The sequence below is a fragment of the Cupriavidus nantongensis genome (genome assembly GCF_041726985.1).
In the GTDB taxonomy this organism is placed as follows: Bacteria; Pseudomonadota; Gammaproteobacteria; order Burkholderiales; family Burkholderiaceae; genus Cupriavidus; species Cupriavidus nantongensis_A.
Map to the genome: position 1 here is coordinate 3,145,870 of NZ_CP168303.1, position 13,580 is coordinate 3,159,449.

Consider the following 13,580-nt stretch of genomic DNA (forward strand, 5'->3'; position numbering starts at 1 on the left):
GAAGCCGGTCATCGCGCCACTCCGACGAAATCCTCGGCCAGCGACGGTCCGGCGTAATGGAACGGCACCGGGCCGTCGGCCTCGGCGTGGACGAACTGGTGCACGAACGGATCGGTGGAGGCGCGCAGGGCCTCGGGCGTGCCTTCGGCGGCGATGCGGCCGTCGGCAATGAAATAGACGTAGTCGGCGATCTGGAAGGTCTCGTGCACGTCGTGCGAGACGATGATGGTGGTGGCGCCGAGCGCGTCGTTGAGGCTGCGGATCAGCCGCGCGGTCAGCCCCAGCGAGATCGGATCCAGGCCGGCGAAGGGCTCGTCATACATCAGCAGCGCCGGATCCAGCGCGATTGCGCGCGCCAGCGCCACGCGCCGCGCCATGCCCCCGGAGATCTGCGACGGCATCAGCTCGCGCGCGCCACGCAGGCCGACCGCGTTGAGCTTCATCAGCACCAGGTCGCGGATCATCGACTCGGGCAGGTCGGTGTGCTCGCGCAGCGGGAAGGCGACATTGTCGAACACCGACAGGTCGGTAAACAGCGCGCCGAACTGGAACAGCATGCCCATCTGGCGGCGCACGGCGTACAGGCCGGCGGTGTCGAGCTGGTGGATGTCGGTGCCGGCAAAGCGCACCGCGCCCGCCTGCGGCCGCACCTGGCCGCCGATCAACCGCAGCACCGTGGTCTTGCCGCAGCCCGATCCGCCCATCACCGCGATCACCTTGCCGCGCGGGAATTGCATGGTCAGGCCGGACAGGATCGGCTTGCCGTGGTCCGCATAGGCGAAATCCACCGCAGTCAGTTCGACAAGGTTTTGAGCAGAATCGGTCACGTTGGCACCGGTCGGGACAGGGGCGCATTATAAGGTGTACTACCTAGCCCTGCTGGCACCCGTGTGTCCCGCGCCACATGAAGCGTGCCTGTGGTGCCTCAGAATTCTCCTATGCGGTAGGCAAGCCGGCCAGTTTCCGCTGGAAACCGGCCAGTCTCCCGCCACGCCACAGTGCCGCTCAGGGCTCCTGCGCGATCGGCACGTCCTTCAGAATGACCTGCCATTGGATCGATTCCGAGCGGATCGCGGTGGCGAACGCCTCCGGCGAGTCGCGCAGCGGCGTCAGGCCGGCGGCCTGCAGGCGCGAGCGCACTTCGCGTTCGGCCATCACGCCGTCGAGCTCACCCGCCAGCCGCGCCACGATGGCGCGTGGCGTCTTGGCCGGCGCCATCACGCCAAACCAGGCCGCCGCGGCGTAGCCGTCCTGCCCGGATTCCTGCAGCGTCGGCACCAGCGGCGCCAACGGGGAACGCGCCACGCCGGTCACGCCAACCAGCCGCAGCCCGCCGTTCTTGACCTGGCTCTGAACTGCCGCGAACGAACAGAAACAGGCGCTGATGCGGCCGGCCAGCATCTCCTGCACCACCGCGGACTCGCCCTTGGCCGTGACCAGCGGCACGCCGCCGCGCAGGCCGCGCACCGCGTATTCGGCGTACAGGTGCGAAGGGCTGCCGGGCTGGCCATAGCCGTAGCTGTAGGAACCCGGACTCGACTTCACCGCCGTCATCCATTGTTCCGGGGTGCGCATCGGCAGGCGCGCGTCGATCACCAGGAACAGCGGCGTGGTGGCGACGCGCGCCACCGGCGTGAAATCGCGCACGACGTCGTAGGGCACCGGCTCCAGCCCCGGCTGGATCAGCATGTTGGCCTGGTGGAACAGCAGCGTATGGCCGTCGGAGCTGGCCTTGGCGACGACATCGCCGGCAATGGTACCGGCGCTGCCGGGACGGTTGTCGACCTCGACCGGCACGCCGAGCCTGGCCGACAGGCGCTCGGCCAGCATCCGCGCCACGGCGTCGGCGACGCCGCCGGCCGGGAACGGCACGATCAGGCGCATCGGGTGATCGGGGAACGACATGCTGCGCGCAAGCGGCTGGGTGCCGGCATGCGCGGGCACGGCTGGCACGGCGAACGCCAGCGTGGCACATCCCAGGGCGACCAGGCACAGCACGGGTGGGAGCCAGTGCCGGGCAGCGGCCGCGGACAGGCGCGGCGCGATTTTCGCTTTACCTCGCCAAAGTCGCGACAAATTGCGCACTTCGGACATCGTTTTCCTCCGGCCCGTCTCCTGAGGAGACGGCAAACTGGTTCTGGGGAAAAAGGATTGGCGAGGCAGTTTCCGTTATTTGTTTTTGAAAATTGTAAGGACAATGTCGGAGCCGCCACAGGCACGTAAACCATAGCCGGGAGAACCCTGAAGGCCTTGCTGCGCCTTGCCAAATGCGCCTGCGAGAGGGGCGCCGGGGGCGCCGCTATAATCCGCCGATGACATATTTCACCGTGCGGCCCATGGTCTTGTCCGACCTGCCGGCCGTGCTGGCGGTGCAGGCCAGCTGCTATACCGAGCTACTGCTCGAAGGCGAATCAGCGCTGGCCAGCCGGCTGGCGCTATCGCCGGCCACCTGCTGGGTCGCGCACGAGCCCGCGCAGCGCGGCACCCTCGCCGCCTACCTGTTTACTCACGCCTGGCCCGAAGACAGCTTGCCGCCGCTGGACGGCGTGCTCGACAATGGCTGGCGCCCGCATGCCGCCCCGGACACCCTGACCTGGTTCGTGCACGACATGGCCGTGGCGCCGGCCGGCCGCGGTGCCGGGCTGGCGCCGCGCCTGTACGCGGCGGCGCAGGCGGCCGCGCACGCCGCCGGGCTGCGGCGCTCGCGGCTGATCGCGGTGCAATCGGCGGCGCCGTGGTGGCGCAGGCTCGGGTACGCCCCGGTGCCGGCGCAAATGGTCGCGCGGCACGCCGGCAAGCTCGCCGCATACGGCGCCAGCGCGGTGCTGATGGAGCGGACGCTGGAGAAACCGCCGGGCGGCTGACGCCGCCATCGCGCAGACAAAAAAAAGCCCGCCGGCTTGCACCAGGCGGGCTTCGTTGCGGCGCTGACGCCGGCTCAGCGCGGCAGGTCGCTATGCCCCATCAGGAACGCATCGACCGAACGCGCGGCCTGGCGGCCTTCGCGGATCGCCCACACCACCAGCGACTGGCCGCGGCGCACGTCGCCGGCGGCGAACACCTTGGGCACGTTGGTGTGGTAGGCGCGCTCGCCTTCGGTCGAGGCCTTGGCGTTCTTGCGCGCGTCGGTGTCGACGCCGAAGGCTTCCAGCATCGAGCCCACCGGGTTGGTAAAGCCCATCGCCAGCAGCACCAGGTCGGCCGGCAGGATGAACTCGCTGCCTTCCACTTCCTGCATGCGGCCGTCCTTCCATTCGACGCGGCAGGCCTTCAGCGCGGTGACCATGCCGTTCTCGCCGATGAATTCCTTGGTGGCGACCGACCAGTCGCGCTCGCAGCCTTCGTCGTGCGACGACGAGGTGCGCAGCTTGATCGGCCAGTACGGCCACACCAGCGGCTTGTTCTCTTCTTCCGGCGGCTGCGGCAACAGTTCGAACTGGGTCACCGAGGTGGCGCCGTGGCGGTTGGACGTGCCGACGCAGTCAGAGCCGGTATCGCCGCCGCCGATCACGATCACGTTCTTGCCCTCGGCGCGGATCTCGTTGGCGCCGTCGCCGGCCACTTCCTTGTTCTGCGGGATCAGGAATTCCAGCGCGAAGTGGATGCCGGCCAGGTCGCGACCCGGCACCGGCAGGTCGCGCGGCACTTCCGAGCCGCCCGCCAGCACCACGGCGTCGAACTGTTCCATCAGGGCCTGGGCCGAGATGGTTTCGCGCGCATAGTTCTTGATGCCGGCCGGCAGTTCGCCGTCGGTCACCATCACGCCGGGGCGGAAGGTCACGCCTTCGGCCTGCATCTGTTCCATGCGGCGGTCGATCAGCGACTTCTCCATCTTGAAGTCGGGGATGCCGTAGCGCAGCAGGCCGCCGATGCGGTCATTCTTCTCGAACACGGTCACGTCATGGCCGGCGCGTGCCAGCTGCTGCGCGGCGGCCATGCCGGCGGGGCCGGAGCCGACCACGGCGACGGTCTTGCCGGTCTTGTGGCGCGGCAGCTGAGGCTTGACCCAGCCCTCTTCCCAGGCCTTGTCGATGATGGCGTGCTCGAGCGACTTGATGCCCACCGGCAGCTCGTTGATGCCCAGCGTGCAGGCGGCTTCGCACGGTGCCGGGCAGATGCGGCCGGTGAACTCGGGGAAGTTGTTGGTCTGGTGCAGCACCTCGATCGCCGACTTCCAGTCCTGGCGGTACACCAGGTCGTTGAAGTCGGGGATGATGTTGTTGACCGGGCAGCCGTTGTTGCAGAACGGGATGCCGCAGTCCATGCAGCGCGCACCCTGGAGCTTCGCTTCGCTGTCGGACAGCGCGAACACGAATTCCTTGTAGTGCTTCACGCGCTTGACTACCGGTTCGTAGCCCTCATTCTGGCGCGGAAATTCGAGAAAGCCAGTCGCCTTACCCATGTTGCGTCCTTGGTCATGCTGCGCGAGGCCGGCGGCGTCGCCGGCCCTGCGGTGGGGTCAGTATCTTGTCGGGACCGCGACGGCTTGCCGCGGCCCTTGCGTCGTTGGTGCCGCGCTCAGGCCGCGATGGCTTCGCGGTCGCTGTCGCGGGCGGCCTGTTCCTTGGCGTACATCTCGCCCAGCGCGCGCTTGTACTCGGTCGGGAAGACCTTGACGAACTTGCGGCGTGCCGTGGTCCAGTCGGCCAGCAGCGCCTTGGCGCGCTCGGAACCGGTGTAGCGGAAGTGCTGCTCGATCAGGTTGCGCAGGATGACTTCATCCAGCACGCGCTTGCCGTCGACCTTGTGCCAGGAAGACTGGGGCTGGCCCTTCTCCTGGTCGGCCGAGGCCAGCACCGCTTCCAGCGCCACCATCGAGGTGTTGCAGCGCTTGTCGAACAGGCCGTCCTCGTCGTAAACGTAGGCCACGCCGCCCGACATGCCAGCCGCGAAGTTGCGCCCGGTGCCGCCCAGCACCACCACCGTGCCGCCCGTCATGTACTCGCAACCGTGGTCGCCGGTACCTTCCACCACTGCCACGGCGCCCGAGTTGCGCACCGCGAAGCGCTCGCCGGCGACGCCGTTGAAGAACGCTTCACCGGCGATGGCACCGTACAGCACGGTGTTGCCGACGATGATGTTGCGGGTCGGATCGCCGCGGAACTCGTGCGGGGCGCGCACGATCACGCGGCCGCCCGACAGGCCCTTGCCGACGTAGTCGTTGCCGTCGCCAACCAGGTCCAGCGTGATGCCGTGCGCCAGGAACGCGCCGAACGACTGGCCGGCGGTGCCTTGCAGCTGGATGTGGATGGTGTCGTCGGGCAGGCCTTCATGGCCGTACTGCTTGGCCACCACGCCCGACAGCATCGCGCCGACGGTACGGTTGACGTTCTTGACCGGCTGGATGAACGAGACGCGCTCGCCCTTCTCGATCGCCGGACGGGCCTTGGCGATCAGCACGTGGTCGAGCGCCTTGCCGGCCTCGGCCGACAGGCCGTGGTCCTGCACGTCGGTGTGGTACAGCGGCACGTCCGCGCCCAGCGAGACCTGGTGGAAGATGCGGCTGAAATCCAGGCCGCGCGCCTTCCAGTGCTCGATGCCGGCCTTGGTGTCGAGCAGGTCGGCGCGGCCGATCAGCTCGTCGAAGGTGCGGATGCCCAGCTGGGCCATGATCTCGCGGGCTTCTTCGGCAACGAAGAAGAAGAAGTTGACCACGTGCTCGGGCTTGCCCTGGAACTTCTTGCGCAGCTGCGGATCCTGCGTGGCCACGCCCACCGGGCAGGTGTTCAGGTGGCACTTGCGCATCATGATGCAGCCCTCGGCCACCAGCGGCGCCGTGGCGAAGCCGAACTCGTCGGCGCCCAGCAGCGCGCCGATGACGACGTCGCGGCCGGTCTTCATCTGGCCGTCGGCCTGCACGCGGATGCGGTTGCGCAGGCCGTTGAGCAGCAGCGTCTGCTGGGTCTCGGCCAGGCCCAGCTCCCACGGCGTGCCGGCGTGCTTGATCGACGACCACGGCGAGGCGCCGGTGCCGCCGTCATGGCCGGCGATCACGACGTGGTCGGCCTTGGCCTTGGACACGCCCGCGGCCACCGTGCCGACGCCCACTTCGGACACCAGCTTGACCGAGATATCCGACGACGGGTTGACGTTCTTCAGGTCGTGGATCAGCTGTGCCAGATCCTCGATCGAGTAGATGTCGTGGTGCGGGGGCGGCGAGATCAGGCCCACGCCCGGCACCGAGTAACGCAGCTTGCCGATGTAGTCCGAGACCTTGTGGCCCGGCAGCTGGCCGCCTTCGCCCGGCTTGGCGCCCTGCGCCATCTTGATCTGGATCTGGTCGGCCGAGGCCAGGTATTCGGCGGTCACGCCGAAACGGCCCGACGCCACCTGCTTGATCTTCGAGCGCAGCGAGTCGCCGGCCTGCAACTCCAGGTCCTTCTCGATTACGCCGTCGCCGAGCACACCCTTGAGCGTATCGCCCTGCTTGATGGGGATGCCGCGCAGTTCGTTGCGGTAGCGCTTCTCGTCCTCGCCGCCTTCGCCGGTGTTGGACTTGCCGCCGATGCGGTTCATCGCCAGCGCCAGCGTGGTGTGGGCCTCGGTCGAGATCGAGCCGAGCGACATCGCACCGGTGGCGAAGCGCTTGACGATCTCCTTGGCGGGCTCGACTTCTTCCAGCGGAATCGCCTTGGCCGGATCGACCTTGAACTCGAACAGGCCGCGCAGCGTCATGTGGCGCTTGCTCTGGTCGTTGATGATGTTGGCGTATTCCTTGTACGTCTGGTAGGCGCCCTTGCCGTCGTCGGCGCGCACCGAGTGCTGCAGCTTGGCGATCGAGTCCGGGGTCCACATGTGCTCTTCACCGCGGATGCGGAAGGCGTACTCGCCGCCGGCGTCGAGCATGTTTTCCAGCACCGGGCTGTTGCCGAAGGCGTCCTTGTGCAGGCGCAGCGCTTCCTCGGCGACCTCGAAGATGCCGATGCCCTCGACGTTCGACGGCGTGCCGTGGAAGTACTTCTGCACCAGCTCGCGCGACAGGCCGATGGCCTCGAAGATCTGCGCGCCGGTGTACGACATGTAGGTCGAGATGCCCATCTTGGACATCACCTTGAACAGGCCCTTGCCGATCGCCTTGACGAAGTTCTTGACCGCCTTTTCCGGCGACAGGTCGCCCGACAGGCCGCTGGCCATGTCGGCCAGGGTTTCCATCGCCAGGTACGGATGCACAGCTTCGGCGCCGTAGCCGGCCAGCAGCGCGAAGTGGTGCACTTCACGCGCGGTGCCGGTCTCGACCACCAGGCCGGTCGACGTGCGCAGGCCCTTCTCCACCAGGTGGTGGTGAATCGCGGACGTGGCCAGCAGCGCCGGGATGGCGACATGGTCGGCATCGACCGGGCGGTCGGTCACGATCAGGATGTTGTAGCCCGAACGCACCGCATCCACGGCTTCGGCGCACAGCGAGGCCAGGCGCGCTTCGATGCCTTCCTTGCCCCATGCGGTCGGGTAGCAGATGTTCAGTTCGTACGAACGGAACTTGCCGCCGGTGTAGTGCTCGATGTTGCGGATCTTGGCGATGTCCTTGAAGTCCAGCACCGGCTGGGACACTTCGAGGCGCATCGGCGGGTTGATGTTGTTCAGCTCGAGCAGGTTCGGCTTCGGGCCGATGAACGACACCAGCGACATCACCATGTTCTCGCGGATCGGGTCGATCGGCGGGTTGGTGACCTGGGCGAACAGCTGCTTGAAGTAGTGGTACAGCGTCTTGTTCTTCGACGACAGGATCGCCAGCGGCGAGTCATTGCCCATCGAGCCGGTGGCTTCTTCGCCGGCCAGCGCCATCGGCGCCATCAGGAACTTGACGTCTTCCTGGGTGTAGCCGAAGGCCTGCTGGCGGTCCAGCAGCTTGGCCACGGGCTTCTTCTCGGCGGCGACGTCTTCCGGCTTGGCATCGATCTCGTCCAGCTTGATGCGCACGGCGTCGATCCAGCTCTTGTACGGCTTGGCGTTGGCCAGGTTGTCCTTGAGCTCCTTGTCGTCGATGATGCGGCCCTGCTCCATGTCGATCAGGAACATCTTGCCGGGCTGCAGGCGCCACTTCTGCACGATGCGCGACTCGGGGAACGGCAGCACGCCGGCTTCCGAGGCCAGCACCACGACGTCGTCCTCGGTCACGTAGAAGCGTGCCGGGCGCAGGCCGTTGCGGTCCAGCGTGGCGCCGATCTGGCGTCCATCGGTGAAGCAGATCGCGGCCGGGCCGTCCCACGGCTCCATCATGGCGGCGTGGTACTCGTAGAAGGCGCGACGGTTGTCGTCCATCAGCGTGTGCTGCTCCCACGCTTCCGGGATCATCATCATCATCGCGTGGACCAGCGGGTAGCCGGCCATCGTCAGCAGTTCGAGGCAGTTGTCGAACGATGCCGTGTCGGACTGGCCCGGGTAGATCAGCGGCCACAGCTTGGGCAGGTCGTCGCCCAGCACCGGCGACGAGATCGCCCCGGTACGCGCGTTGATCCAGTTGACGTTGCCCTTGACCGTGTTGATTTCGCCGTTGTGGGCGACCATGCGGTACGGGTGGGCCAGCTCCCAGGCCGGGAAGGTGTTGGTCGAGAAGCGCTGGTGCACCAGGGCCAGGGCCGACACGGCGCGCTGGTCCTGCAGGTCCAGGTAGTATTCGCCGACCTGATTGGCCAGCAGCAGGCCCTTGTACACCACGGTACGGGCCGACATCGACGGCACGAAGTATTCCTTGCCGTGCTTGAGCTTGAGTGCCTGGATGGCGTGGCTGGCGGTCTTGCGGATGACGTAGAGCTTACGTTCCAGCGCGTCCGTGGTCATGATGTCGCGGCCGCGACCGATGAAGATCTGGCGGATCACCGGCTCGGTCTTGCGCACCGTCGGGGACATCGGCATGGCGGCGTCGACCGGCACGTCGCGCCAGCCCAGCACGACCTGGCCTTCCAGGCGGACCGTGCGCTCCAGCTCTTGCTCGCAAGCCAGGCGCGAGGCGTGTTCCTTCGGCAGGAAGATCATGCCCACGCCGTACTCGCCGGCGGGCGGCAGGCTCACGCCCTGTGCCGCCATTTCCTCGCGATAGAACTGGTCCGGGATCTGGATCAGGATGCCGGCACCGTCGCCCATCAGCGGGTCGGCGCCGACGGCGCCGCGGTGGTCCAGGTTCTCCAGGATCTTCAGGCCCTGGGAAATGATCTCGTGCGACTTCTTGCCCTTGATATGCGCGACCATGCCGACGCCGCAGGCGTCATGCTCGTTGCTCGGGTCGTACATGCCTTGCGCCTGCGGACGCAGGGCTTGCAGGTCTGTGGCGGTGGAAGACTCGCTGATTTGCTCGCTGGTCTGCGCTTGGGCCGAAAGGTTCTTCATTTGGTCCACGGGCTGAATTCCGGTGAAGGCTGCGCGAACTGCTGGACTACCGGAACGGGGACCGCGCTTTCTGAAATCCACCCAAACCGGTGGACCGGCGGGAAGGGAAATGGGGACGAAGCTGTCTGCGGGCCGCAGCGGCGTACACGAGCGTGACGCGCCGCACAATGACTGTGGGTGGAGCAACTATATGGGAATCGCCTTCGCCTCGCAAAAAAATTAAATGGGGTCGGATTACATTAAATAACGCACCGTTTCGGTGAACCAATTAAATGGGGACACATGATTTTTATGACGTTTTTGCCGCATTTTCCGATGTCGTTTGCACCTTTTTGGGGCGACCTTTCGGCAAGGGCTGGACGCGTCTTGAACCATGTCTCTCCAGCTGCGCCAGGAACGCGTCGCCTCCGAGCGGCCAACCGCTATGCGCATGGGCGCGCAACGTCTCCAGGGTCTTGCTGGACAGGCCTTCCGCGCTGAGCATCCGGTAGTTCGATTGCCGTTCGAACGGGGTGTTGCCCAGTTCCCAGTAGGCGGCGTGGTCGCTGACAAAGGGACTGGCCTCGATGCCGGCGTGGTGGCGGTAACTGCTCCAACGGTCGGCCTCGGGGGTGTTGACCTCCCCTGCGCGCACCGCATTGCCCTCGACGTAGAGCATGGCCGGCAGCAGCCACTGGGCCGGATCGAACACGGCGGAACGGAAGCGCCCCTCCCACAAGGTGCCGGTGCGGCCCGCGACGCGATTGAAGTAGCGCGCGTAGCGCCGCCCGACCGCCTGCATGGTCAGGCTAAGCGCGTCCTCACTTTTCGGCGTTGCCACCAGATGCACGTGATTGGGCCGCAGCGCATAGGCGTGGACGGCGAGGTCGTGCTCGCGCGCGGCCATGCGCAGGCAATCGAGGTAATGCAGATAGTCGTCGGGGCCCAGGAAGACGGGATGGCGATTGTTGCCGCGCTGCAACACCAGCGCGGGCAGTCCGGTGGGGGAAAAACGGGGAAGGCGGGCCATGACAGGGTCGTGCGGGCTGCGATGCCCGCATCATAGCCTGATCCGTCCCTAATTTTCAGGGCGCGGTGCCCTCGCTGACCGCGAAGATGCGGCGATGCTCGCGGATGGCGTAGCGGTCAGTCATGCCGGCAATGTAATGGGCGATCAGCCGCGACTGGTCGCCGCCATGGCTGGCCTGGTACTGCGGCGGCAGCAGGCGCGGATCGGACATGAAGGCCTGGAACAGGTCGCCGACGATGCGCTGGGCCTTGGCCGACATCCGCATCACCAGGTAATGCCGATACAGGTGCCGGAACAGGAAGCGCTTGAGCGCCGCGGCTTCCTCGTGGATCTGCGCACTGAAGCCGACCAGCGGGCCGGCGGCGCGCACCGCGTCGATATTGCGCGGGTTGGCGTCGGCGATATTGCGGCTGGTGGTTTCGATCAGGTCGACGATCAGCGTGTTGATCATGCGCCGGACCGTCTCGTTGATGGCGCGGCGGCCATTGATGCCGGGGAAGGCTTCGGCCACCTCGGCCCGGTGGCGGCCCCACATCGGCACCTCGTCGAGCTGTTCCAGCGTCAGCAGTCCGGAGCGCAGGCCATCGTCGATATCGTGGTTGTTGTAGGCGATCTCGTCGGCGAGGTTGGCCAGCTGGGCCTCCAGCGATGGTTGCGTGCCTTCGAGGAAGCGCCGGCCCAGCTCGCCCAGCGCCGAGGCATTGACGCGCGAGCAATGCTTGAGGATGCCCTCGCGCGTCTCGAAGGTCAGGTTCAGGCCGTTGAAGCCGCCGTAGCGCTCTTCCAGCTCGTCCACCACCAGCAGGCTCTGCAGGTTGTGCTCGAAGCCGCCGTGGTTCTTCATGCACTGGTTCAGCGCGTCCTGCCCGGCGTGGCCGAAGGGCGTGTGGCCAAGGTCGTGCGCCAGCGAGATCGCCTCGACCAGGTCCTCGTTCAGGCGCAGGTTGCGTGCGATCGAGCGGGCGATCTGCGCCACCTCCAGGCTGTGCGTCAGCCGCGTGCGGAACAGGTCGCCCTCATGGTTGACGAAGACCTGGGTCTTGTACTCGAGCCGCCGGAACGCCGTGCTGTGGATCACGCGATCGCGGTCGCGCTGGAATTCGCTGCGCGACAGCGACGCGGGTTCGGCATGCACGCGCCCGCGCGTCTGCGCGGAGCGGGCGGCGTACGGGGCGAGGTGGCTTTCAAAGTCGGTCATGCAGCGCGTCCGGTGGCTGGGTCGGGGTGGCGAGGCATAACCGATCGGTCAGGCGACCGGTGCCCCGGTGGGAGGTTTCAGGACGGCGTGGGCCAGCGTCGCGCGCAGATCCGCGTCCGGCACGCTGGTGATGAACGCCTCGCCGAGCTTCTTCAGCAGGATGAACTTGATGCTGCCGGCCTCGGCCTTCTTGTCGACCTTCATCAGTTCGATATAGCGCTCGGCGCCCAGTTCCGGCGCCACCACCGGCAGCATCGCCGCCTGCGTCAGCGTGCGCACGCGCGCCAGCGTCTCGATATCGATAAAGCCGAGCCGGTGCGACAGGTCCGCGGCCATCACCATGCCGCAGCCCACCGCTTCGCCGTGCAGCCAGGCGCCGTAGCCCATGCCGGCCTCGATCGCGTGGCCGAAGGTATGGCCGAAATTGAGGATGGCACGCAGCCCGCCCTCGCGCTCGTCCTGCGCCACCACGCCCGCCTTGATCTCGCACGAGCGCTGCACGGCAACTGCCATCAGCTCCGGGTCGCAGGCGTTCAGCGCCTGGATGTTGCGCTCGATCCAGGCGAAGTAATCGGCGTCGGCAATGGCGCCGTGCTTGATCACCTCGGCCATGCCGGCGGCCAGCTCGCGCGGCGGCAGCGTGCGCAGCGTGTCGATGTCTGCGATCACCGCGTTGGGCTGGTGGAACGCGCCGATCATGTTCTTGCCCAGCGGGTGGTTGATGCCGGTCTTGCCGCCCACCGACGAATCGACCTGCGCCAGCAGCGTGGTCGGCATCTGGATGAACGGCACGCCGCGCATGTAGCAGGCGGCGGCAAACCCGGTCATGTCGCCGACCACGCCGCCGCCCAGCGCCACCAGCGTGGTCTTGCGGTCGGCGCCGGCCTGCAGCAGCGCGTCGAAGATGCGGTTCAGCGTTTCCCAGTGCTTGAAGGCCTCGCCGTCAGGCAGCGTCACGGTGCGCACGGTCTTGCCCAGCGCTGCCAGCGCGGCCTCGACGCGCGCCGCATAGAGCGGACCGACGGTTTCGTTGGTGACGATGACGGCGTGCTGGCCGCGCACATGCGGGCGCAGCAGCTCGGCGTTGTCGAGCAGCCCGGTGCCGATATGGATGGGGTAGCTGCGCTCGCCCAGGTCGACTTCAAGGGTAATCATGGATTGGGGTCCTGCGCCGGCGGCCCGGCATCGCCCGCGGGCGGGGGCGCCGGCGGATCGATCCGGAAACCGGCCATTTCAAGTTGCATCAACACCATATTAGCAAGCTGCGCCACCGAGGGCTTGCCGGTTTCGATGATGAAGTCGGCGACTTCGCGGTACAGCGGGTCGCGCTCGGCGTACAGCGCCTCGAGCTTGCCCTTGGGGTCCTCGGTCTGCAGCAGCGGCCGGTTGCGGTCGTGCCGGGTGCGCAGCCACAGGTCGTGCGGGCTGGCGCGCAGGTACACGACCGTGCCGCGGGCCTTCAGCACCTCGCGGTTCTCGGCGCGCAGCACCGCGCCGCCGCCGGTGGCCAGCACGATGCCCTGGCGCTGCGCCAGTTCGCGGATCATCGCGGCCTCGCGGTCGCGGAAGCCTGCCTCGCCCTCGAGTTCGAAGATCACCGGGATGCGCACGCCGCAGTGCGCCTCCAGCTCGTGGTCGGAATCGAAAAACGGATAGTGCAGGCGCCGCGCCACCGTGCGGCCCACGGTGGTCTTGCCGGCGCCCATCAGGCCGACGAAAAAGAGGTTGGGTCGATCGGATTCCGGGCGGTCGGCATCGGATCGTCGTTCGGCTTCGCGCCGATCCTGCGCCTGGCGCTGCGCCGCCGGCCCTGTCGCTGAAGCTGTCACGGGACTGTGGTTCGGGAGCGCGGCATGCGGGCCGTCCTCCCCGGTTGGGAACTGCATCATCTTCTTATGTTGTGGCGCGGCCGGCAAGTGCCGAATGCGGCATAGACCGCATTTCTTGCCGCCGCGCCGGCATTCGTGGCCCGGCGGCTCGCGGCGCGCGGCGCAAAAAAAGGCCGCATCAGTCGATGCGGCCTGCCAGTCTACTGTATCCGGCGCCCCG

9 protein-coding genes are annotated in these 13,580 nt (G+C 67.2%); 1 reads left to right on the top strand and 8 read right to left on the bottom strand.

The features are described from left to right. Nucleotides 1-8: 8 nt before the first annotated feature. Nucleotides 9-827, bottom strand: coding sequence for an ABC transporter ATP-binding protein (locus ACEI37_RS25815; protein WP_373378697.1), 819 nt, complete (start codon nt 825-827; stop codon nt 9-11). Nucleotides 828-1,005: 178 nt separating this feature from the next. Next, nucleotides 1,006-2,094 (bottom strand): tripartite tricarboxylate transporter substrate binding protein, encoded by a 1,089-nt coding sequence (locus ACEI37_RS25820; RefSeq protein WP_373378698.1) that lies wholly within the window; start codon nt 2,092-2,094, stop codon nt 1,006-1,008. 218 nt (nt 2,095-2,312) lie between these two features. Between ACEI37_RS25820 and ACEI37_RS25825 the strand changes: the two genes are divergently transcribed. Further along, nucleotides 2,313-2,864, top strand: a complete 552-nt coding sequence (locus ACEI37_RS25825) for a GNAT family N-acetyltransferase (RefSeq protein WP_373378699.1) — start codon at nt 2,313-2,315, stop codon at nt 2,862-2,864. A gap of 74 nt (nt 2,865-2,938) precedes the next feature. Here ACEI37_RS25825 and ACEI37_RS25830 read toward each other — a convergent pair whose 3' ends face one another. The 6 genes from ACEI37_RS25830 to ACEI37_RS25855 all read right to left on the bottom strand — a co-directional run bounded on the left by ACEI37_RS25830 (nt 2,939) and on the right by ACEI37_RS25855 (nt 13,360). Further along, on the bottom strand, nt 2,939-4,402 hold the full coding sequence (locus ACEI37_RS25830) for a glutamate synthase subunit beta (protein WP_373378700.1): 1,464 nt from the start codon (nt 4,400-4,402) through the stop codon (nt 2,939-2,941). A 116-nt stretch (nt 4,403-4,518) separates the two neighbouring features. After that, nucleotides 4,519-9,228, bottom strand: a complete 4,710-nt coding sequence (locus ACEI37_RS25835) for a glutamate synthase-related protein (RefSeq protein WP_373380318.1) — start codon at nt 9,226-9,228, stop codon at nt 4,519-4,521. Nucleotides 9,229-9,613: 385 nt separating this feature from the next. Then, the gene (locus ACEI37_RS25840) at nt 9,614-10,333 is read right to left on the bottom strand and encodes a transposase (protein WP_373378701.1); all 720 of its coding nucleotides are present in this window, start codon (nt 10,331-10,333) and stop codon (nt 9,614-9,616) included. A 55-nt stretch (nt 10,334-10,388) separates the two neighbouring features. Further along, nucleotides 10,389-11,531 carry a deoxyguanosinetriphosphate triphosphohydrolase gene (locus tag ACEI37_RS25845; protein WP_018004915.1) on the bottom strand — a complete coding sequence of 381 codons (1,143 nt, stop codon included), beginning with the start codon at nt 11,529-11,531 and terminating at the stop codon, nt 10,389-10,391. A gap of 48 nt (nt 11,532-11,579) precedes the next feature. Next, complete coding sequence (aroB, locus tag ACEI37_RS25850) at nt 11,580-12,686, bottom strand: 3-dehydroquinate synthase (RefSeq protein WP_373378702.1); 1,107 nt, start codon at nt 12,684-12,686, stop codon at nt 11,580-11,582. Beyond that, nucleotides 12,683-13,360: a shikimate kinase gene (locus ACEI37_RS25855; RefSeq protein ID WP_373378703.1), complete on the bottom strand. Its 678-nt coding sequence runs from the start codon at nt 13,358-13,360 to the stop codon at nt 12,683-12,685. Before ACEI37_RS25855 ends, aroB begins: the two co-directional genes overlap by 4 nt. Nucleotides 13,361-13,580 lie beyond the last annotated feature (220 nt).

Coding starts and splice junctions, on each gene's coding strand:
- ACEI37_RS25820 (WP_373378698.1), bottom strand. CDS start 2,094: ATGTCCGAAGTGCGCAATTTGTCGCGACTTTGGCGAGGTAAAGCGAAA.
- ACEI37_RS25840 (WP_373378701.1), bottom strand. CDS start 10,333: ATGGCCCGCCTTCCCCGTTTTTCCCCCACCGGACTGCCCGCGCTGGTG.
- ACEI37_RS25845 (WP_018004915.1), bottom strand. CDS start 11,531: ATGACCGACTTTGAAAGCCACCTCGCCCCGTACGCCGCCCGCTCCGCG.
- aroB (WP_373378702.1), bottom strand. CDS start 12,686: ATGATTACCCTTGAAGTCGACCTGGGCGAGCGCAGCTACCCCATCCAT.
- ACEI37_RS25825 (WP_373378699.1), top strand. CDS start 2,313: ATGACATATTTCACCGTGCGGCCCATGGTCTTGTCCGACCTGCCGGCC.
- ACEI37_RS25835 (WP_373380318.1), bottom strand. CDS start 9,228: ATGTACGACCCGAGCAACGAGCATGACGCCTGCGGCGTCGGCATGGTC.
- ACEI37_RS25830 (WP_373378700.1), bottom strand. CDS start 4,402: ATGGGTAAGGCGACTGGCTTTCTCGAATTTCCGCGCCAGAATGAGGGC.